The following is a 19,862-nucleotide window of genomic DNA, read 5'->3' as shown; positions in this document are numbered from 1 at the left end:
AAACCTTTTTCTGTGAGGCTTAACCAACATCCTAGAGCATGGAGGCGTTTTTGGCCTACCTGACCCTGTTCCTGACATCTTTTGCCGCGGCAACGCTGCTGCCTGCGTATTCGGAAATACTGCTTGGCACTCTGGTCAGTCAGAATTACCCGCTGTTCTGGTTGTGGCTATGGGCAACCATGGGCAATACCCTGGGGTCAGTGGTTAACGGGCTTATCGGCCGGCAAGTGGATCGCTTTAAGCACAAACGCTGGTTTCCCGTCAGTGAACTGCAATTACACAAGGCGCGAAACCGGTTCAATCGCTATGGGCAGTGGTCGCTGCTGCTGGGCTGGCTACCCATCGGCGGCGATGCGCTGACTCTGGTGGGCGGCATTATGCGGGTCCCCTGGCTGAATTTTATTGTTCTGGTGGGGATTGGTAAGGGACTGCGCTATGCCTTCGTCATCTGGGTGGTGCTGACCGCGTCTGGCTAGGCAGCACCGCTCCCATAGAGGTATTTTCTCAACAAGTCCTCGCCGTTGAACTCGGAGTGCAACACCGCAATGAACGTGTAAACCCCGATCAGTTTTCGATTGAGGAACACGAATTCCTTGGGGGGTACACGAAAATAGCGGCTGATGGCAGACCTGGCGGCCTGCTTGGCCACTCTCGAGGGCAAATCGCTCTGTTTCCAGCGGTACTGGCCATGGCTGTTGACGGCATAATCCGGCCACTGACTGCGATCCTTCGCCAGGGGTTCCAGTACTGACATACAGACCTTGCCAAACTTGTCCAGCACCTCCGCCGGCCAGTCCCGGCTCATGAATCTGAGCTTGATTCCGCCCTCAACAACCTGCTCCAGGTCCTCCTCGTAGGAAGCCCTGATCATCTGGATGACCGGCTGCAGAAAGTCAGACGAGTAACTCTGCACGGCGCCAAAATCCAGCAGGACAATCCGGTCCGTTTCCGAATCACCACCCTGTTCGCCCGCAATACGAATCCGGTAGTTGCCGAAATTCGGGTCGGTCTGGATCTCACCCCATTCAAATAGTTCCCGGAAAAATAATTCCAGGGCTGCCTGGCCCAGGGCACTGCGTCGCTCCAGTGGCAATTCACGAACCGCCACTGAACTGACCGAATGGCCGTGCTCATAGGTCGAGGCAATAATATGATCGGTTGAATACTCAGGCAGCACTCTGGGCACCACAAAGCGTGCATCATGGCTGAGCATCTGGCGAAATTTTTCGGTGGTACGGGCCTCAAGCCGGTAATCCACCTCCCGGTGCATCATTTCCCGGACTTCTTCCAGCCAGTCGTTGAACTCAGGGCCGAAGCTGACCAGCCGCGCCACTTTGAGCAGATGAGCCACAGCGTTCAGATCACTGTCTACGGCATCGGCAACACCGGGGTACTGCACTTTGAGCACCAGCTCCAGCCCGTCGCTACGGCGCACGGCACGGTGAACCTGGCCAAGTGAGGCGGCTCCTATAGGCTCCGGGTCAATATCGAGTTCAGAAAGCCGGCTCTCCCCCAGTTCGGCTTTGAGCACCCGCTCGATGGCCGGCCACTCCAGAGAGGTGGTCTGGTCTTCCAGAGTGTGCAGCGCCTCAGTGACTTCTTCGGGGAGAAAATGCTCGCCGTACAGCGCCATGACCTGCCCGATCTTGACCACACTGCCCTTGAGCCGGCCAAGTTCGTCCACCAGAAACCGGGCCTGACTGGAGAGCATTGCCCGATGCCGCTGCTCCCGGGTTTCCTTGTTGCTGAACCAGTTAGTCGCCATATTGGACGCCATGCGCGTGCCTGCGAACAGTCCGGCTCTGGTCAGCGACAACCTGCGCTCAAAGCTGCCGGTCTTGATACGGGAGACGGATTTTCCGGGTCGGCTGGAAGACATGAAAGACCTGTTTCTGTCAGGAAATGTGAACGCCTGCAATGCATCTGACCATTATACGGATCTGGGCGCGCGACTACCTAACCCAGTCGTCGCGCCGGCGCTGCCCCTGCAGCCAATGTGTATAAACTTCGACCAATTTAACAGAGTTCGTGACATCGGTTACGTTTTGACACAGTCACAGATCACAAAGCGGTCTAGTATTGGTTGACAGGGTTTCTGTGATATTTATCAACTACAACAACACCACCCACACATGAATCAGCCCGCTTCAAGAACGCCAGACGCCGAGCTGTCGCAGTTTCGCGTTAAAGGCGAAATACCGGTACCGGCCCTGATCAACGGCCTCACCTGTGCGGCAGTGCCGTTGCTAGTGTTTTTCGCCTGGCGCTCGTCCGGCCACGGCGACCCGTTAACTTCACGGCTGCTGCTGGCCTTCGCCGCCCTTCTGGCCATTAATGCGATCGTCTTTCTGAGCCTGGGCCACAAAACCCTCCAGCGCCGGGCATTCATTACCCTGATTATCGCTCTGTTTACCTACCTGGCCATTCAGGCGGTTGAAGACGGCTCGGCCATCATCTGGCTGTTCGCCTATCCCCCCATAATCTTCTACATCAGTGAAGCCAGAGTCGGCATACTGGCCTGTGTGGGCGGATGGCTGGCCGTATTATTCCTGTTCAGTCCGTTGGGGGATATGGTTTTTGACTCGCCCTACAGTACCAGCTTCCGGCTTTCCATGATCATCGTGCTGGCTTTCGAAATGGCCACTTGCTACATCCTCGACCAGAGCCGGCGGCGGAGCAAGCTAGGCTTGATCCGGCTGGCCGCAGAATTCGAGTACGCCGCCAAGCACGACGCACTCACCAGCCTGGCCAATCGCCGCGAAGGTTTGGAACAACTGGAAACAGAGTATCAGCGCTACCTGCGTAACGGTCGCAGCTTCTCGGTTCTGCTGATGGATATCGACCTGTTCAAGAATGTAAACGACAGCTACGGTCACCAGGCGGGCGACGACATGATCGTGTTGGTTGCCCGCACCTTGACCGACCAGAGCCGCAAAGTGGACACCATTGCCCGCTGGGGCGGAGAAGAATTTCTGGTACTACTCCCCGAAACCGCCCTGACCGAAGCCGCTGCCACGGCGGAGCGGATTCGCTCTGCCGTGGCCAGCCAGGCCATCGACTGCGCGGGCAAGCGAGTGACCGCCACCATCAGTATCGGCGTGGCCTGTATACAGGGCTCAGAGTCGATCGATCGCCTGCTACAACGGGCCGATGAGGCGCTGTATCAGGCCAAGACGCTGGGGAGAAATCGCGTGTGTCAGGCTACTGAGGCGCTTCACCAGCCCTGACGTTGCTCCACCTGACTGTGGCCCAGGCCTTCGACCAGCTCGCTCACCAGCCGGCGCTCCAGGTCATAGACCGAGGCTCCGGCCTCAAAATCACTGACTTGGCACATGGACATGCCCGCGTAGCCACAAGGGTTGATTCGGGAGAAGGGTTCCATGTCCATGTTCACATTCAGAGCCAGTCCATGGAAGGAGCAGCCCCGGCGGACCCTCAAACCCAGGGACGCAATCTTGGCGCCGTTCACATAGACACCCGGCGCATCTGACCGCGGTGCTGCTTCTATGCCGCCTTGGGCCAGGGTACGGACAATCGCCTGCTCAATGGCACTGACCAGGTTACGCACCCCGAGTTTATGCCGGGTCAGATCAATCAGCAGGTAGATCACCAACTGCCCTGGGCCGTGGTAGGTCACCTGGCCACCTCGATCCACCTGAATCACCGGAATGTCTCCTGGCAGAAGGATATGCTCGGCTTTGCCCGCCTGCCCCTGGGTAAACACCCGGGGATGCTCCAGGCACCAGAGCTCATCCACGGTGGTCTCGTCCCGGTTGGCGGTGAACGATTTCATCGCTTCCCAGGTTTCCATGTAGGGCTGTTGCCCCAGTGACCGCACGATGAGGTCAGCCACGGTTACAGCACCATGTGAACGCGGCCACTGGCCTTCAGTTCTTCAAACAGTGCTTTGAGCTGATCTTCACCGGTCGCCACAATTTTCAGCTGAACCGAAGAAAACCGGCCTTTACTGCTGTCGGTCACCGAGATGTCCGCTTCAGACAGTCCCGGGGCATGCTGCTCAACGACCTCCACCACAAATTCGGTGAAATCGGGCGCGGCATGGCCAATCACCTTGATGACATAGTCACAGGGAAACTCGATTTTTGGTGCTTTCGGCTCAGTCATGCCGCACATTACTCCCGGCTAAGGCAAACAGCGCCTCAACCTCAGTTAAACAGTTGAACAAAAAACAGCTTGATGGCATCCCAGATGCGCTTGAACAAACCGCCTTCCGGCACTTCTGTGAGCGCCAGCACAGGCTCATCCACCAGGGTTTCACCGTCCAGAACCACACGAACACGGCCCAGCTCATCTCCCACCTTAATGGGCGCTTTTATCACGGAATCAAGGTCGACCACCGATTCCAGTTTCTCGCGGGAGCCACGGGGAATGGTGACATAGATATCCTCCGGCATGCCTACCGACACCTCATCCGCCTGACCGCCCCACACTCTGGACGCCATCAGCTCCTGACCGGCACGGAACAGCCGCTCGGTTTCAAAGTAGCGGAAGCCGTAGTTGAGCATTTTCTGCACTTCCTGGGCCCGGGCCTCAGAGCTACTGGTACCCATAACCGTAGCAATCAGCCGGGTCTCACCCCGCTTGGCCGACGCCACCAGGCAATAGCCGGCCTCTTCCGTGTGCCCGGTTTTCAAACCATCAACGCTGTCATCCCGCCACAGCAGGCTGTTTCGGTTGGGCTGACGAATATTGTTGTAGGTGAAGTGCTTCTGCGCATACAGCGGGTAGTTTTCCGGATAGTCCTGGATAATATGCCGTGCCAGGACCGCAAGATCGTAGGCGGTTGAGAAATGGTCTGCGGAGGGCAGGCCAGTGGCGTTCTCGAAGTGGGTATCTTTCATGCCCAGCAGTTGCGCCTGCTGGTTCATGATGTCCACGAAAGCCCCTTCACTGCCGGCCACAAACTCGGCCAACGCCACAGACGCATCGTTGCCAGACTGGATAATCACACCCTTGAGCAGATCCTCAACGGAAACCGAGGTGCCTTCCTGCACGAAGGTTCGGGACCCCTCTGTGCGCCAGGCCTTGACACTGATAGGTACCATATCCGACATGGAGATACGGCCTTCATCCAGCTCGCGCTCGACAATATAGGCCGTCATCATTTTGGTCAGGCTCGCTGGTGGCAAACGCTCATTACTGTTGTGCTCCATGATCACACGACCACTGAGCGGATCCATCAATACCCAGGAGCTACCGGCAATCTGCGGCGGCGACGGGATCAGTACCGCCTGCGCCGAGGCCTGCCCGCTCATCAGCAGCAGGGAGAAAACCAGAAACAGGGTTCGAGTTACAGTCTTGAAAGCCATGGATAGTTTCATTCGTCGTCAGATGCTTGTCTTATGTTGGTTCTGAACTCAGTCGGTTCAGTGCGAATCGGTCAGTACAATGGACTGCCGGAACCCTCTGGATTCCAGAAGGTTCTGAGCGTAGCGCGCGTCGCCCTCGCTCTTGAATGGCCCCACCTGAACCCGATGGAACCGGCCATTATCAGTGGTGATCTCCCGGACCCTCACAGGATTATCCAGCACTCCCAGCAGACGCTCGCGCATGGCCTCAGCCGGATCCCGCTGACTGAATGCGCCGAGCTGGACAAACAGCCCCTCACCGGCGGCCAGCTCTGTTGTTCCGGAAGCCTGTGAGGCAACCACCGGAGCCTGGCCAGCGGCATCAAACGGCTTGCCAGCCAGAAACATGGCGCCGTCCGGACGCACCGTAATAGCGGCCACTTCAACCCTGGCGGTACCACGGGATTGATAGCCGAGCTTCTTGGCCGCGGCATAGGACAGATCGATCAGCCGATCCCCGTGGAAGGGGCCGCGATCGTTCACACGGACAATCACCGAGCGGCCGTTGTCGAGATTGGTCACTCGCGCGTAACCCGGAATCCGAAGGGATTTGTGTGCCGCCGACATGGCATACATGTCGAACACTTCACCGTTGGAGGTCTTGTGGCCGTGAAATTTCTCGCCATACCAGCTCGCGGTACCGCGCTGCACGTAGCCGTCGTTACTGTCCATCACATGATAGCGCTTGCCCCAGACCGTATAGGGCGACTTGTTGCCAGCCGTCCGTGGCTGCTCATAACGGGGTGTGGCATCGGCCAGGCCACTGGCGTCAAAGCTGCCCGAAGGAGCCCGATCCTGCTTAATGGTGTAGCGTGACGAGTGGTCAACTTCAGGACTGCTGGCACAGCCGGCCAGCAAGGCAACTAAAGCCAGTGCGGGAATCCGTTTGTCAGAGACCTTGACCATGTCTGTTCACTACCCCAAAACCTGTGTATTGATACCGCCATTACTGACCAGCAACATTGTAACGGGTTCCCTTGTGTATACACCATTACCGGGCAGCCATCATTACTGGTTCAGGCGGTGATCATCCGGCGATGGGTGTGAATCGACATCAGCACGCCGAACGCCGCCATCAAAGTGACACTTGAGGTGCCGCCATAGCTGATCAACGGCAAAGGCACACCGACCACTGGCAACAGGCCGCTCACCATTCCGATGTTGACGAAGATATAGATAAAGAACGTCATCGTCAGCGCTCCGGCCACCAACCGGCTGAAGGAGTCCTGGGCGGTAACCGAGATATAGAGACAACGCAGGATAATCAGGAAGTACACCGTCAACAGCAGCAACATACCGATAAAACCGAACTCCTCTGCCAGCACCGCGACAATAAAGTCGGTGTGGCTTTCCGGCAAAAACTCCAGGTGTGACTGGGTACCCTGCAACCAGCCCTTGCCCTCCATACCGCCGGAACCGATCGCGGTTTTCGACTGGATAATGTTCCAACCGGCTCCGAGCGGATCACTCTGAGGGTCCAACAGCGTCAATACCCGCTGCTTCTGATATTCCCGCATGACGAAGAACCACATCAGCGGGGCAGAAACCGAGACCATGGCGAGGAACGCGGCAATCAACTTCCAGCTGATACCGGCAAAAAACACCACGAAAATGCCGGCCATGCCGACCAGCAAGGAGGTACCGAGATCCGGTTGCTGGATGATCAGGAACATCGGCAGCAGAACGATCACCAGCCCCGTCATCACCCTGGGGAAGGTCGGTGGCAGGTAATAGCGAGACAGATACCATGCTGCCATCATCGGCACCACCAGCTTCATGAACTCGGAAGGCTGAAACCGGGGCAGGCCAGGCAACGCCAGCCAGCGTTGCGCCCCTTTGGCACCGACACCCACCAGCAACACGGCGACCAGCCCGATCAGCCCCAAGCCGTAGAGCCAGGGCGCCCATCGGCGAAAGACCGCCGGATCCAACTGAGCGAATACGAACATCACCACAAAGGCAACGCCCAGACGAATACCCTGTGCCTTGACCACATCAATATTCCGGTCAGCACCACTGTAAAGCACAAAAAGGCCGCCACCGACGAGCAACAACAGAAGCCCCAGGAGAATCGGGTCCAGATGCAACGCTGACCAGATACTTCGGTTGCGCCCCAGATCGCTGCCAGTCTGACTGCTCCACAATTTGCTGCCGGCCATCAGTTGTCTACCCCGGCCGCGCTGGAATCGCTGATCACAGGTTCTGCCTGCTCCGCCGAAAACTCCTCCAGCCAGGCATCAAACAAGGCCCGGGCAACCGGAGCCGCGGCGCCGCTGCCACTGCCACCATTTTCAACGATAACCGCCACTGCGATCTTGGGGTCATCCGCTGGCGCAAACCCGACAAACAGCGCGTGGTCCCGAAGCCGTTCCCTTATCTGCTCTTCGTCGTACTCCTCATCCTGACCAAGACTGAATACCTGGGCCGTGCCGGTTTTACCGGCCATTCGGTAGCTTGCGCCTCGACCAGCGCTTCGACCCGTCCCCCGGGCACCATGCATCACTTCTTCCATGGTATCGACGACATATTCCCAATCGTCAGGATCCTTCAGTTCAAGCTGTTCATGCGTCTGCTCCGGCAGGAACTCCTCCACTGGACTGTCGCCGTGAACATCCTTAAGCAACCTGGGCTCAACCCAGGCTCCGCGATTGGCAATCAATGCTGTAGCCGTTGCCAGTTGCATGGGCGTTGCCAGCAAAAAACCCTGCCCAATGCTCATGTTGACTGAGTCTCCGGGATACCAGGGTTCATTTCTCACGGCCCTTTTCCAGTCTGCGGTCGGCAACAACCCGGTCAAAGCACCGGACACATCCAGGGTGGCATCCTCACCAAAGCCGAACCGGGCCAGATAGGAAGACATGACATCCACCCCCATATCAACGCCCACTGCGTAAAAGTAAACATCATTGGATCTCGCCATCGAGTACTTCAGATCCACCCAGCCATCACCAGAGCGATTCCAGTTCCGAAAACGCCTCCCGCCCTCACGGAGCTGGAAGTATCCCGGGTCCCAGATTCTACGGTCTTTATCCGTTGCGCCGCTGTCCAGCGCTGCAACAGCCATCATGGGCTTGATGGTCGACGCAGGGGGGTACTGGCCACGGAGCGCCCTGTTAAACAATGGCTTATCGATACTCTGACTCAACTCGCGATAATCATTGACACTGATACCGGTCACAAATTTATTGGCATCAAAACCGGGCACACTGGCAAGCGCCAGAATCCCGCCGGTCTTGGGTTCGATAGCAATGATCGCACCTCGCCTGCCCTCCATCAGCTCATGCGCCCGACGCTGGAGCCGCAAATCAAGATGGAGCTGGAGGTCTTCGCCCGGAACAGGATTTACTCGCTCAAGCACCCGCAAGATCCGGCCACGGGCGTTGGTTTCTACATGCTGGTAGCCCACCTGACCGTGAAGCGCCTCCTCGTAGAAACGCTCAATGCCGGATTTGCCGATGTAGTTGGTCCCCGCGTAATTGACCGGATCGATACGCTGGAGTTCGTCGCGATTGATACGGCCGACAAACCCCAGGGCATGGGCGGTCAGCTCGCTATGGGGATAGTAGCGAACCAGTTCGGCCTCAACTTCCACCCCGGGAAACTGATGCCGGTGCACTGCCATGCGGGCAATTTCGGCTTCGTCGAGATCGTAACTCAAGGGGATCGCCTGGAACGGACGTCGCGGCTCCCGCAGTCGGCGCTGGAATCGTTCCAGATCTTCATCGGCAATACTCAGAATGTCGCTCAGGCGTGCCAGGGTTTCGTCCATATCGCCAACGCGCTCCGGCACCACCGTCAGGCTGAATACCGGGCGATTCTCCGCCAGCAAAATGTTATTCCGGTCGTACACCAGGCCTCGGGGTGGCGGTACCGACTGTACCTGAACCCGGTTTTTGTCAGACAGCGTGGTGTAAATCTCGTGCTCAACGATCTGCAACTGGTACATCCGAGCCAGCAACCCGGTCATCAGCACCAGGACGAACACCAGCATCACCATGGCCCGGCGCTGGAACAGCCGGCGCTCCGCTGCGGTATTTTTCAGTTCGCCCCAGACCATGTCTGTTCCTAAGCCCGGTGGTAAGGGTGGTTACGGGTGATGCTCCAGGCCCGGTAGAGTTGCTCAGCCAAGAGGATTCTCACCAGAGGGTGGGGCAAGGTAAGAGGCGACAGTGACCATTGCTGATCCGCCCGCTGTCGACAGGCATCCGCCAGGCCGTCAGGGCCGCCGACCAGAAAAGCGACATCCCGGCCGTCCTGTTGCCAGCTTTCCAGCTGTGAGGCGAGCTTTTCCGTTGACCAGGGGCGCCCACCCACCTCCAGAGCCACCACGCGGTCACGGGTGCCCACGGCAGAGAGGATCGCGTCGCTTTCCCGCTGCATCAGCCGGGCGATGTCCGGATTCTTGCCCCGGTGGGCCATAGGGATTTCAGTCAGTTCGAGGGGCAACTCGGGCGGCATCCGGCGAGCGTAGTCGTTGTACCCCGCACTGACCCAGTCGGGCATTTTCTGCCCCACACAGATCAGACGCAGGCGCATGGCTACTCGCTGCCCGCAGCACCGAGATCCGGAGCATCACGCCAGAACCGCTCCAGATCGTAAAATTCCCGGGTAGCAGGCATCATTACGTGAACAACCACGTCGCCCAGATCAACCAGGATCCAGTCACTGCCGCCTTCACCTTCAACGTTGGATGCACGTACACCCTGCTCTTTGGCCTCGATCACCACCGAATCCGCGAGGGATTTTACATGTCGGTTGGAGGTACCGGATGCCAGAACCATAAAATCGGTCACGCTGGTGCGGTCGCGAACATCAATCACACTGATGTCCTGAGCCTTGATGTTTTCCAGTGCGTTAACGACCAGATCTTTCAGTTGTTCAGCCTGCATAATTACCCTGTAGTACGGGTGCTGGCCGGTATGGCCACCCGATCAATGATATTCAGACGCGATTGTAGCATCAAAGACGCCTGTGAATAACTCCTATTGGCCCTCAACGGGCCGGGCACCGTAGAGTCCCCAGGCGCGGATGCTCCGGCAGACGTCATCCGGCGTGAGATAGCGTGGCGACCGACCCGCCGCGATACGCCGCCGGATGCCGGTGGCAGAGATGTCCAGCAACGGCGGGGCCAGCTCCAGCACCAGGCCCGCCGGCCGTGAATGCAGATCTAACGCCGAACCCGCACAGCGCTCTGCAACCAGCTGCGCAGCCTCGCTGCCCACCGGCAGTTCCGAGCCGGGCCGGCGCACCACCACGATATGAGCGAGCCCAGGTATCTCCTGCCACTCGCGCCAGCGATCAAACGATGAGAAAGCATCGGTACCGACCACCATCACCAGTGGGCAATCCGGCCCCAGTTCGGCCCGAAGCTGACGCAGGGTATCGGCGGTGTAGGATGCCCCGCCCCGCTGCACTTCCTGTTCGTCCAGAGCCAGCGCGGATTCGCCCGCGATGGCCTGCCGGATCATTTCCAGACGCTGCTCCGAGCTGGCTCCGGTGCTACCCCGGTGCGGCGGAATATGGCTGGGCACCAGATGCACCCGATTCACCTCCAGCGCTTCGGACACTTCCAGTGCCAGCCGGAGGTGACCGTGGTGAATCGGGTCAAAGGTGCCGCCGTAGATCACGTGCATGGCGTCAGGTCCGGATATGGCCGTCGCCGAACACCACGTACTTCTGTGAGGTAAGCCCTTCCAGGCCGACCGGCCCACGGGCATGGATCTTATCGGTGGAGATACCAATCTCGGCGCCCAGTCCATACTCGAAGCCATCGGCAAAACGGGTTGAGGCATTGACCATGACGGAACTGGAATCCACCTCGGTCAGGAACCGACGGGCACGGGTGTAGTTTTCGGTGATAATGCTGTCGGTATGCTGGGAGCTGTAGCGATTGATGTGCTCAATGGCGCCGTCCAGCCCTTCAACCACCTTCACAGCCAGAATGGGGGCAAGGTATTCCTCGTGCCAGTCTTCCTCGGTGGCTTCGACAATATCTCCGAGAATAGCACAGGTACGCGGGCACCCCCGCAACTCCACGGCTTTGCCTCGGAACTGCTCCGCCAGCAGCGGCAGCAGGTCATCCGCCACCTCCTGGTCAACCAGCAGGGTTTCCATGGTATTGCAGGTGCCGTAACGCTGGGTTTTGGCATTAACCGCCACCTTCAGCGCCTTCTCCGGATCGGCGTGGCTGTCGATGTAAACATGACAAACGCCATCCAGATGTTTGATCACCGGCACACGGGCGTCACGACTGATGCGCTCGATCAGGCCCTTGCCACCACGAGGTACAATCACATCCACGAACTGAGGCATGGTGATCAGCTCACCCACGGCGGCCCTGTCGGTAGTGCTTACCACCTGGACTGCCGTTTCCGGCAACCCCGCCTCACTCAGGCCCTGCTTGAGGCAACGGGCAATAGCCTGATTGGAATGAATCGCCTCGGAGCCACCACGCAGAATGGTCGCATTACCGGATTTCAGGCACAGGCTGGCAGCCTCGACCGTGACATTGGGCCGGGACTCGTAAATGATGCCGATGACTCCCAGCGGTACCCGCATCTTGCCCACCTGAATACCCGACGGACGATACGTCATATCGGTAATCACACCCACAGGGTCCGGCAACGCAGCCACCTGGCGTAAACCCTCAATCATGGCATCGATGCGCTGGGCGGTAAGCTCGAGGCGATCCAGCATGGCACTGTCGAGTCCATTTTCCCGGCCACGCTCCAGATCTTTGCTGTTGGCGGTGGCAAGTTCGGATCGGGCGGCGTCCAGGGCATCGGCGGTGGCCAGAAGTGCCTGATTCCGCACCGCCGTGGAGGACCGGGCGACTTCCCGGGAAGCGGCCCTGGCCTGCTGGCCGAGTTCCGTCATGTAGGCTGCTACATCCATTGATTTACCCTTAATTCTGCAAGCTGATTCCAAAACGGGAGGGTTACTTTACCTTTCCCGTTTCAAGTCCGCACCCCAAACGACTATTATAGCGCTGCACAGGTTCAAATGGATGCGCCAGCAAAGGACAGACTCAATGCCCCAAACCGCCGAAAAATTTCTTCCCGGCAAGTTTTCCCGCAGCGGGTTTATTGCCTTTGGCCTGACCACCGGGCTTTGTCTGTTCATGGGGGAACTGCTGGCGGCAGTGGCGGCCGCAGCTGCAGCAGGTCTTTGCCTGGCGGGCACCCATCAGGGCAAAGGGCATCAAAATGCCCCCTGGCCGCAATTGCGGGCATTTTTTCTGATTGCTCTGGTGCTGGCTCTGGTTTCGGCCATCTGGCTTGGCCCCTGGCCACTCTCCCACTGGCTCTATGCCCTGCCGCTGGTGCTGTTTGCCATGGCGCCGGTCTATCTGGCCGCCCTTGTCACCGTCACCTTCATTTTCCTGGTGCTGGCCGGAACCCAATGGGCAGTAGCCCTTCCGGACCGGCACCAGATGATGACCGCGCTGGTACTGACCACGCTCCTGGGCGCCATTCTGGTGTTCATGCGCGAGTACAAATCCCGGCAGCTTGCCCCCTTACGCCGTACCGATGAGCTCACCCAGGCCGCCAGCCGGGAATATCTGTCAGCAGACCTGCACAAGGAGATACAACGCAGCGAGCGGGAAGGCACCAACATGTCGGTGATGATGATCGGGCTGGATACTCACCTGAGCGACGTCGATCCGGATGAAGACATTCGCGCGATTCTGCCGCGCATCGGTCGCTACCTGCACTCCCAGCTCCGGGATTTCGACACCTACTACCGGGTGGCTGATCTGCAGTTTCTGGTGATTCTCCCGGGCGCCAATACCGCCGAGGCGGCTCGCACCGCAGAACAGGTTCGCCGTGGCCTGTGCACGTTGATGGATTCTCACGGCCTGAAACTTACAGTCAGTACCGGCGTGGCCGGGCTCAACATCGGCGACGATGCCGACAGCCTGCAACAGAGCGTTGCCAACGCCCTGCGACGGGCCCAACAGCAGGGCGGAAACCGAACCCAGACATACAGTAACCCGGTGCCTCCAGAGGCCAGCGGGCCGGCTGAACCTTCCGGCCGGGAGGCAGCGCAATGACCGAGACACGCCTCCGAACCTGGACCCACGCCTTTGGCTACGGCCTGGCAGCGCTGTTCACCGCCGCGCTGGCGTTGCAGAACCTGCGCTACGGCTTCTACCAGCTGTTCTATCTGGCTCTGGCCATGACCGCCCTGCTGGTTGCCGGCCTGGTCTATACCTGGCTGTGCCGTCGCCAGCAACTTTCCGCACCGGGTCACCTGGTCATTCTCGCCGGCCTCAACAGTGGTCTGGTTGCTGCGGTACTGACCATGGATGCCCCCGGCATCAGCCACTGGGCCATGCCTTTGTTATCGCTGAACCTGCTGATTCTGCCCCTGCGGCACGGACTGATGCTCTCGGGAATGCTGCTGGTGCCGGTGCTGATTGTCACCTGGCTATCAGCACCCGTAGACACTGCCCTGTTGACGACAGCCGGCCTTATGGCACTGCTGGCAGTGACCGCCCTGTATATCTGGCACTACGACCATATGGCGCAATCGGCCCAGGATCTTGCCATTACCGACCCCGCCACCGGAGCCCATAACGCCCGTTTTCTGGATGAGACACTGCAGAAGGAAATCAGTCGTGCCATTGCCACCGGCCACCCATTGTCGGTCGTCAGTCTGAACATCGACCATGCCGACGAAATTCGCGACCTGCACGGCAAGGCCGGCCTGCAAACGCTGCTGCGCGACGTCACCGGCACCCTGTTTGAAATCATCCGGGCCGGGGATTCGCTCTACAGCATCAACGGCTCAGAGTTTTTTCTGATTCTGCCGTTTACGCCGGAGGAAGGGGTCCGCGTAATCGCAGAGCGCATTCGCAGAACCCTCAGCGAACACGACTGGGCCCAGGTTGGCAAGATCTCGGTCAGCCTCGGCTGCACCACCCGGGGCAACGGTGACACCAGCACCCACTCACTGCGTGACCGCGCAGTAACCGCCATGCTCGAAGCCCGGAAGCGGGGCGCGGATTCTGCCTGGTTCAGCCCGGGAGAGCCCGTCCAGGCATGACCTCAAACTGGCTCACCGACGTTACCTCCTGGGTAGCCGTCAATCCGGGCTGGCTGATTGCCGCCCTGTTCCTGACCGCGCTGATAGAGTCGCTGGCCATCGCTGGCATCATCGTGCCCGGAGTGGCTTTACTGTTCGCGTTTGCCGCCCTCGCCGGCAAGAGCGGCCTGCCCCTGTCAGAGGCCCTGCTGTGGGCCGGCCTTGGCGCCGTGGCCGGGGACGCCATCAGCTTCGCCATCGGCCGCCTGTTCAAAGGGCGCCTGGATACGGTCTGGCCATTTAACCGATACCCGAGCCTCATTGCCCGTGGCGAGAACTTCTTTCGCGCCCACGGGGGCAAAAGCGTGGTCATCGGCCGTTTCGTGGGGCCGATACGCCCGGTGATTCCACTGATTGCCGGCGCGCTGACCATGTCCTGGCAGCGCTTTCTCACCTTCAATCTGCTATCAGCCACGGGCTGGGCCCTGGTGTATATCCTGCCGGGATTTTTCGTAGGCTCGGCTATGGGCAGCGAGATCAAACCCCCACCCCATTTCTATCTGGTACTTGCGATCAGTGGTGCGGCGCTGGTGGTTGTCTATCTGATTGTACTTAGGGTTCGGCTCGGCGTTGGTGAAGGGAGCTGGCTCTATCAATGGCTGGAATCCCGGATGAGTCAATACGATGCGACACACCGGTTCTGGCGCCTGTACAGCAGTGAACGGCCGGCTCAGCAGGGGGAGTTTCCTCTGCCGTCGCTGCTACTGACAGCCACCTCCCTCGCGTTGTTTCTTGGGCTGGCGCAGTTGGTCGGGGTGAGTGATGAACTGGCCTTTATGAACCAGCAAGTCCTGCAGTGGTTCAGTGCCCTGCGCCAACCCCTTCTGGATTTTCCCATGGTGGCGTTCACCCTGCTGGGAGATCCGCCAGTACTGTTCGCCGCCGCCATACTGACCGTTCTGTTACTGGCATTCAGGGGCTACTACGCGGCGGCCATCCACATTGCCAGTGCCGCAGCCATCACCGCGATCAGCGTCTGGCTTTTGAAAGCGGGTATCGGTATCAGCCGGCCAGATCAGGTGCTCTCGGCACCAAGCTCCGGCGCTTACCCCAGCGGGCATACTGCTGGCATGACCGTACTGGTTACCCTGGCGGCCAGCTTTATCGCAGGCGAAAACCGGAAACACCAGCGCTGGCAGCATTACCTGTTTCTGTCACTGCCCTTGCTGCCAGTGGCCCTGAGCCGGCTTTATCTTGGCGTGCACTGGTTCACGGATGTACTTGGCGGCTTGTTCCTGGGGCTCGCGATCACCGGAGCGACGCGGGCCAGTTACAGCCGGTATGACAGGGTGGCGCTGAGCCCGGACAGCTTGACCTGGGCTGCCGGTGTCGGTTGGCTGGCATTCGTGGCCATGTACATAATGGGGAACTGGGAGACCGCCATGATGAGTTACGCACCCCAGCCCTAACATCAGCCGCCCTGCTCCAGCGCCTCCAGCAACTGTTGCAGTCGGTCAAGGCGCTCTAGCGGATCCTGCAGTTCCGCCAGCCGTTGTTTTTCCTGTTTATCCAGCGGCAGCAATTCAGTCAGTCTCCAGCCAATATGGCGGGCATCGTCGTAATCCACGTCCATTTCCAGATCCTTGACCACCGGATGCCGGAACAGGGCCCGCAAGACCGAGGGCAACTCATGGTAACGTTCCGGCACATCGCTCTCGGCCTCGGCGATCAGGCACTCCACGTCGCCAACATTGAGGCCATCCTCTTGCTGCCAGCTGCGGACGACGGACACCTTGCAATCTCCCTCAACGGTGATACCCAATAGACCATTATCCAGTTGCTGGAAATCGATGATCCGCACGTAGGTGCCAATGTCGTAGAACGAAGCCCGGGCTTCGGTCTCGCCGCCCTCCCGCAACAAAACCACCACAAAGCCGCGATCCTCCTTCAGGCAACGGGTGAGCATGTCGATATATCGAGGCTCAAACAACTGCAGGGGGATACGCCCCCCGGGCAGGATGATTGAATTTAATGGAAACAGCGGTACGTTCATAAGTTTGTCAGTCACTACCGGCCAGGCTCCTGCTGCGGCTTGGTTTATCGAATAGAAAGAAGTTTCTGCACTTCGTCCACCCGCTCCCGGGCCTCACTCAGCAGTTGCAGGCTTCTGGAAGCATTCAATTCCAGCTCACCCAGCCGGCGCCACGCCGGCACCTGATCAAAGGGGGGAAGCCCCTCATTCTGGCTGGAGCCAATCATCGAATGCAGTTGGGCAACAATCACCACGTCAACCAGCTGAGGCGCGGTTTCCCGGCACTCATGATGCCAGTCTTCCGCATGGCGCACCGCCTCCACAAAGGCTTTCGGGAACGCCCAGTTCTCAAGCACCGCGCACCCGACATCGGCGCGGAGTTCGTCGATGGCATGGTGCAGGTTTCTGTCATCGGCAAACAGATTGACATGGTGCTCGGCCTGCACGAGCACGGGAACCACCCCGATATCATGCAGCAACCCCGCCAACAGCGCTTCTTCAGGGTCAATGCGTGTAGCGTGATCCGCCAGCACCCAGCACAGCGCCGCCACCTCCCGGGAATGGCGCCATAGCTGCTCCATTTCTTTCTGCAAAGCGGCCCGACGGGTCTTGAACACCTCGCGCATGGCAAACACCGTCACCAACTGCCGGGTGGTACGCATCCCCAGCCGAACCACGGCCTCACGCACATTGCGCACATCGCTGAAACCGCGATAGAGCGGACTGTTGCAGGAACGTACCAGCTTGGCCGCCATGGCCGGGTCTGCCGACACCGCAGAAGCGACCTCGGTGGCCGACGAGTCCTCCCGGTCCACCACCCGCCGGACTTTCCAGGCCACATCCGGCACACTCGGCAGCTGGACCTGATTGGACCGCAGCTCAGAGTAGAACTCCATCAACAGATGGTGCTCTTCGCTCTGGTCTTCGTCGTGATCCGACGAGTCCATTTCCACCTGGGAAATGGGCGCCGCCCGCAGCATCTGGTTCAGCACTTCCTGCTCGATCACCAGAAACTCGCAGGGTTTGACCGCAGTAACGTCATACATCCGGGGCTGCAGGCGGGCTACTGGATTGAGGGCTTTGTCGGTCTCAGCCTCAATGGTCGACTTACGACCATCAACCGATTGCAGCTCCACGGCGCCGGAAATCAGAAAATAATCCAGCCCATCCCGAACGCCCCGTTCCATGACCCTCTGCCCTGGTCCATGGGTTCTGCGCTCAGCCCGGCTGGCCAACAGCACAAGCTGATCGTCAGTCAGACGGCCCAAAGGCTGAAAACTTTTAAGACGACGTAACGGCAGGCTTTCCTGGCCGCCCATAGGCAGACTCCCCTGAACTGCTGGATAAAAAACGGGCATTACATGTTACGTATTGTAATCACCACTCGGGAAAACAGCCATGCGAGCGGCGTCGAATCTGTTATCCTCTGGTCTTTAACTTTATCCGATAACCTAGGGAGAGAACCGCCTACCATGCCCCAGTATCGTTCCCACACCTCTACTGCCGGCCGCAATATGGCCGGTGCCCGCGCCCTCTGGCGTGCCACCGGCATGAAGAACGAGGACTTCGGCAAACCCATCATCGCCGTTGCCAACTCCTTCACCCAGTTTGTGCCCGGGCACGTTCACCTGAAAGACCTGGGCCAGCTGGTTTGCCGCGAGATCGAAGCGGCCGGCGGTGTTGCCAAAGAGTTCAACACCATTGCTGTGGATGATGGTATCGCCATGGGACACGATGGCATGCTTTACTCCCTGCCGTCGCGGGAAATCATCGCCGACTCGGTGGAATACATGGCCAACGCCCACTGCGCCGATGCGCTGGTGTGCATCTCCAATTGCGACAAGATTACCCCGGGCATGCTGATGGCGGCCATGCGCCTGAACATTCCCACCATTTTTGTTTCCGGCGGCCCGATGGAAGCCGGAAAAACCAAGCTCTCCGAACACAAGCTCGACCTGGTGGATGCCATGGTCATCGCCGCCGACCCGACCGCAACCGATGAAATGGTCGAAGAATACGAGCGCAGCGCCTGCCCCACCTGTGGTTCCTGCTCCGGCATGTTCACTGCCAATTCCATGAACTGCCTGACCGAAGCCATCGGCCTGGCCCTGCCCGGTAACGGCTCCATGCTGGCCACCCACGCCGACCGGGAACAGCTGTTCCTGAAAGCCGGTCGCCAGATTGTGGAGAATGCCAGGCGCTATTACGAACAGAACGATGCCAGCGTTCTGCCGCGCAGCATCGCCTCCGTGGAAGCATTCGAGAACGCGATGACCATGGACATTGCCATGGGCGGCTCCACCAACACCATCCTGCACCTGTTGGCGGCCGCCCAGGAAGGCGGTGTTGAATTCTCCATGGCCGACATCGATCGTTTGTCCCGCAAGGTCCCTCAGCTTTGCAAAGTCGCCCCCAACTCCCCCAAGTACCATATGGAAGACGTGCACCGCGCCGGTGGCATCATGGGCATTCTGGGTGAGCTGGAGCGCGGCGGCCTGATCAACGTCGACCTGCCCACGACCCACAGCAAGACCATGCGCGAAGCCCTGGAAACCTGGGACATCATGCGCTCGCCAACACCCGAAGTGATCGAATTCTACAAAGCCGGCCCCGCTGGTATTCCGACTCAGACGGCATTCAGCCAGAGCACCCGCTGGCCAAGCCTCGATGGCGACCGTGAAGACGGCTGCATCCGTTCCGTGGAACACGCTTATTCTTCAGAAGGCGGTCTGGCGGTACTGTATGGCAATATCGCCCGGGATGGCTGCGTGGTGAAAACCGCGGGCGTCGATGAAAGCATCTATGTCTTCGAGGGCAAGGCCCGGGTCTTCGAAAGCCAGGATTCCGCCGTGGCGGGTATTCTGGGTGACGAGGTCAAGGCCGGTGATGTGGTGATCATTCGCTACGAAGGGCCAAAAGGCGGCCCCGGCATGCAGGAAATGCTCTATCCGACCAGCTACCTGAAATCCAAAGGTCTGGGCAAGGACTGTGCACTGCTGACTGACGGCCGTTTCTCCGGCGGCACCTCAGGGCTCTCCATCGGCCACGCCTCGCCGGAAGCTGCCGCCGGTGGAGCGATCGGGCTGATTGAGGATGGCGATACCATTCTGATCGACATCCCCAATCGCTCTATCAATGTCCAGGTCAGCAATGAAGAACTGGCACAGCGCCGGGAAGCACGCGACGCCAAGGGCTGGAAACCCGAACTGCCGCGGGACCGGAAGGTATCCGCCGCCCTCAAAGCCTACGCCCTGCTGGCCACCAGTGCCGATAAAGGTGCGGTCCGGGATTTGAGCAAGCTGGACTGAATCTGGTGTCTAGTCCTGAAATAGGTTTACACCTATTTCTATTGAAACGCCCGGTGCACCGCATCGGGCGTTTTGTATTTCAAGGCAAGATGTGGTCGCCTTGTGTTATAGGTCTGCACGGACTGA

At 59.2% G+C, this 19,862-nt stretch carries 19 protein-coding genes; 6 read left to right on the top strand and 13 right to left on the bottom strand.

The genetic code is table 11. The features are described 5' to 3' along the window. Nucleotides 1–50 precede the first annotated feature (50 nt). Nucleotides 51–476 carry a YqaA family protein gene (locus QPL98_RS11725; protein ID WP_199452118.1) on the top strand — a complete coding sequence of 142 codons (426 nt, stop codon included), beginning with the start codon at nt 51–53 and terminating at the stop codon, nt 474–476. Here the strand turns inward: QPL98_RS11725 and QPL98_RS11720 are convergent. Next, nucleotides 473–1,879 carry an AarF/ABC1/UbiB kinase family protein gene (locus tag QPL98_RS11720; RefSeq protein ID WP_303293316.1) on the bottom strand — a complete coding sequence of 469 codons (1,407 nt, stop codon included), beginning with the start codon at nt 1,877–1,879 and terminating at the stop codon, nt 473–475. The genes QPL98_RS11725 and QPL98_RS11720 overlap by 4 nt on opposite strands. Before the next feature lie 253 nt (nt 1,880–2,132). Between QPL98_RS11720 and QPL98_RS11715 the strand changes: the two genes are divergently transcribed. Further along, nucleotides 2,133–3,227, top strand: coding sequence for a GGDEF domain-containing protein (locus tag QPL98_RS11715; RefSeq protein WP_023011450.1), 1,095 nt, complete (start codon nt 2,133–2,135; stop codon nt 3,225–3,227). On the opposite strand, the gene lipB is transcribed toward QPL98_RS11715, so the two are convergent. The 10 genes from lipB to QPL98_RS11665 all read right to left on the bottom strand — a co-directional run bounded on the left by lipB (nt 3,215) and on the right by QPL98_RS11665 (nt 12,263). Further along, nucleotides 3,215–3,853: a lipoyl(octanoyl) transferase LipB gene (lipB, locus tag QPL98_RS11710; RefSeq protein ID WP_011785867.1), complete on the bottom strand. Its 639-nt coding sequence runs from the start codon at nt 3,851–3,853 to the stop codon at nt 3,215–3,217. The two genes, QPL98_RS11715 and lipB, sit on opposite strands and share 13 nt — an antisense overlap. Before the next feature lie 2 nt (nt 3,854–3,855). After that, the gene (locus QPL98_RS11705; protein ID WP_011785868.1) at nt 3,856–4,125 is read right to left on the bottom strand and encodes a YbeD family protein; all 270 of its coding nucleotides are present in this window, start codon (nt 4,123–4,125) and stop codon (nt 3,856–3,858) included. Nucleotides 4,126–4,166: 41 nt separating this feature from the next. Next, on the bottom strand, nt 4,167–5,342 hold the full coding sequence (locus QPL98_RS11700; RefSeq protein ID WP_199452116.1) for a D-alanyl-D-alanine carboxypeptidase family protein: 1,176 nt from the start codon (nt 5,340–5,342) through the stop codon (nt 4,167–4,169). A gap of 45 nt (nt 5,343–5,387) precedes the next feature. Continuing rightward, nucleotides 5,388–6,275 carry a septal ring lytic transglycosylase RlpA family protein gene (locus QPL98_RS11695; protein ID WP_303293315.1) on the bottom strand — a complete coding sequence of 296 codons (888 nt, stop codon included), beginning with the start codon at nt 6,273–6,275 and terminating at the stop codon, nt 5,388–5,390. 110 nt (nt 6,276–6,385) lie between these two features. Continuing rightward, nucleotides 6,386–7,528, bottom strand: a complete 1,143-nt coding sequence (rodA, locus tag QPL98_RS11690; protein ID WP_023008894.1) for a rod shape-determining protein RodA — start codon at nt 7,526–7,528, stop codon at nt 6,386–6,388. Next, nucleotides 7,528–9,426, bottom strand: coding sequence for a penicillin-binding protein 2 (gene mrdA / locus QPL98_RS11685; RefSeq protein ID WP_303293314.1), 1,899 nt, complete (start codon nt 9,424–9,426; stop codon nt 7,528–7,530). Before mrdA ends, rodA begins: the two co-directional genes overlap by 1 nt. A gap of 8 nt (nt 9,427–9,434) precedes the next feature. Further along, the gene (gene rlmH, locus QPL98_RS11680) at nt 9,435–9,905 is read right to left on the bottom strand and encodes a 23S rRNA (pseudouridine(1915)-N(3))-methyltransferase RlmH (RefSeq protein ID WP_303293313.1); all 471 of its coding nucleotides are present in this window, start codon (nt 9,903–9,905) and stop codon (nt 9,435–9,437) included. A gap of 2 nt (nt 9,906–9,907) precedes the next feature. Continuing rightward, on the bottom strand, nt 9,908–10,258 hold the full coding sequence (rsfS, locus tag QPL98_RS11675) for a ribosome silencing factor (protein WP_011785874.1): 351 nt from the start codon (nt 10,256–10,258) through the stop codon (nt 9,908–9,910). 93 nt (nt 10,259–10,351) lie between these two features. Continuing rightward, nucleotides 10,352–11,002 (bottom strand): nicotinate-nucleotide adenylyltransferase, encoded by a 651-nt coding sequence (gene nadD, locus QPL98_RS11670; RefSeq protein WP_303293312.1) that lies wholly within the window; start codon nt 11,000–11,002, stop codon nt 10,352–10,354. 4 nt (nt 11,003–11,006) lie between these two features. Further along, nucleotides 11,007–12,263 (bottom strand): glutamate-5-semialdehyde dehydrogenase, encoded by a 1,257-nt coding sequence (locus QPL98_RS11665; protein ID WP_303293311.1) that lies wholly within the window; start codon nt 12,261–12,263, stop codon nt 11,007–11,009. Between the two features lie 136 nt (nt 12,264–12,399). On the opposite strand from QPL98_RS11665, the gene QPL98_RS11660 reads away from it, so the two are divergent. From QPL98_RS11660 to QPL98_RS11650, 3 genes are read left to right on the top strand one after another with little or no spacing between them, the layout of a single operon-like run. Then, nucleotides 12,400–13,422: a GGDEF domain-containing protein gene (locus QPL98_RS11660; RefSeq protein ID WP_303293310.1), complete on the top strand. Its 1,023-nt coding sequence runs from the start codon at nt 12,400–12,402 to the stop codon at nt 13,420–13,422. Then, nucleotides 13,419–14,417: a GGDEF domain-containing protein gene (locus QPL98_RS11655; RefSeq protein ID WP_303293309.1), complete on the top strand. Its 999-nt coding sequence runs from the start codon at nt 13,419–13,421 to the stop codon at nt 14,415–14,417. Before QPL98_RS11660 ends, QPL98_RS11655 begins: the two co-directional genes overlap by 4 nt. Continuing rightward, complete coding sequence (locus QPL98_RS11650) at nt 14,414–15,865, top strand: bifunctional DedA family/phosphatase PAP2 family protein (RefSeq protein WP_303293308.1); 1,452 nt, start codon at nt 14,414–14,416, stop codon at nt 15,863–15,865. The genes QPL98_RS11655 and QPL98_RS11650 overlap by 4 nt, the downstream gene beginning before the upstream one ends. Nucleotides 15,866–15,867: 2 nt before the next feature. Here QPL98_RS11650 and QPL98_RS11645 read toward each other — a convergent pair whose 3' ends face one another. Continuing rightward, nucleotides 15,868–16,449 carry an LON peptidase substrate-binding domain-containing protein gene (locus QPL98_RS11645; protein WP_023011446.1) on the bottom strand — a complete coding sequence of 194 codons (582 nt, stop codon included), beginning with the start codon at nt 16,447–16,449 and terminating at the stop codon, nt 15,868–15,870. A gap of 44 nt (nt 16,450–16,493) precedes the next feature. Beyond that, nucleotides 16,494–17,747, bottom strand: a complete 1,254-nt coding sequence (locus QPL98_RS11640) for an HDOD domain-containing protein (protein ID WP_303293307.1) — start codon at nt 17,745–17,747, stop codon at nt 16,494–16,496. 153 nt (nt 17,748–17,900) lie between these two features. On the opposite strand from QPL98_RS11640, the gene ilvD reads away from it, so the two are divergent. After that, on the top strand, nt 17,901–19,736 hold the full coding sequence (ilvD, locus tag QPL98_RS11635; protein WP_303293306.1) for a dihydroxy-acid dehydratase: 1,836 nt from the start codon (nt 17,901–17,903) through the stop codon (nt 19,734–19,736). Nucleotides 19,737–19,862 lie beyond the last annotated feature (126 nt).

This window comes from Marinobacter sp. ST-43 (assembly GCF_030541085.1).
Classification (GTDB): domain Bacteria; phylum Pseudomonadota; class Gammaproteobacteria; order Pseudomonadales; family Oleiphilaceae; genus Marinobacter; species Marinobacter nauticus.
Note: the sequence above shows the minus strand (reverse complement) of the source record. Positions and strands in the feature narration are given on the sequence as shown.

What these genes read in the sequence shown, in the direction of transcription:
- QPL98_RS11655 (WP_303293309.1), top strand. Translation starts at nt 13,419, where the DNA reads ATGACCGAGACACGCCTCCGAACCTGGACCCACGCCTTTGGCTACGGC.
- nadD (WP_303293312.1), bottom strand. Translation starts at nt 11,002, where the DNA reads ATGCACGTGATCTACGGCGGCACCTTTGACCCGATTCACCACGGTCAC.
- rodA (WP_023008894.1), bottom strand. Translation starts at nt 7,528, where the DNA reads ATGGCCGGCAGCAAATTGTGGAGCAGTCAGACTGGCAGCGATCTGGGG.
- mrdA (WP_303293314.1), bottom strand. Translation starts at nt 9,426, where the DNA reads ATGGTCTGGGGCGAACTGAAAAATACCGCAGCGGAGCGCCGGCTGTTC.
- QPL98_RS11715 (WP_023011450.1), top strand. Translation starts at nt 2,133, where the DNA reads ATGAATCAGCCCGCTTCAAGAACGCCAGACGCCGAGCTGTCGCAGTTT.
- QPL98_RS11700 (WP_199452116.1), bottom strand. Translation starts at nt 5,342, where the DNA reads ATGAAACTATCCATGGCTTTCAAGACTGTAACTCGAACCCTGTTTCTG.
- QPL98_RS11665 (WP_303293311.1), bottom strand. Translation starts at nt 12,263, where the DNA reads ATGGATGTAGCAGCCTACATGACGGAACTCGGCCAGCAGGCCAGGGCC.
- QPL98_RS11660 (WP_303293310.1), top strand. Translation starts at nt 12,400, where the DNA reads ATGCCCCAAACCGCCGAAAAATTTCTTCCCGGCAAGTTTTCCCGCAGC.
- ilvD (WP_303293306.1), top strand. Translation starts at nt 17,901, where the DNA reads ATGCCCCAGTATCGTTCCCACACCTCTACTGCCGGCCGCAATATGGCC.
- QPL98_RS11695 (WP_303293315.1), bottom strand. Translation starts at nt 6,275, where the DNA reads ATGGTCAAGGTCTCTGACAAACGGATTCCCGCACTGGCTTTAGTTGCC.
- QPL98_RS11650 (WP_303293308.1), top strand. Translation starts at nt 14,414, where the DNA reads ATGACCTCAAACTGGCTCACCGACGTTACCTCCTGGGTAGCCGTCAAT.
- QPL98_RS11645 (WP_023011446.1), bottom strand. Translation starts at nt 16,449, where the DNA reads ATGAACGTACCGCTGTTTCCATTAAATTCAATCATCCTGCCCGGGGGG.
- rsfS (WP_011785874.1), bottom strand. Translation starts at nt 10,258, where the DNA reads ATGCAGGCTGAACAACTGAAAGATCTGGTCGTTAACGCACTGGAAAAC.
- QPL98_RS11640 (WP_303293307.1), bottom strand. Translation starts at nt 17,747, where the DNA reads ATGGGCGGCCAGGAAAGCCTGCCGTTACGTCGTCTTAAAAGTTTTCAG.
- QPL98_RS11705 (WP_011785868.1), bottom strand. Translation starts at nt 4,125, where the DNA reads ATGACTGAGCCGAAAGCACCAAAAATCGAGTTTCCCTGTGACTATGTC.
- QPL98_RS11720 (WP_303293316.1), bottom strand. Translation starts at nt 1,879, where the DNA reads ATGTCTTCCAGCCGACCCGGAAAATCCGTCTCCCGTATCAAGACCGGC.
- rlmH (WP_303293313.1), bottom strand. Translation starts at nt 9,905, where the DNA reads ATGCGCCTGCGTCTGATCTGTGTGGGGCAGAAAATGCCCGACTGGGTC.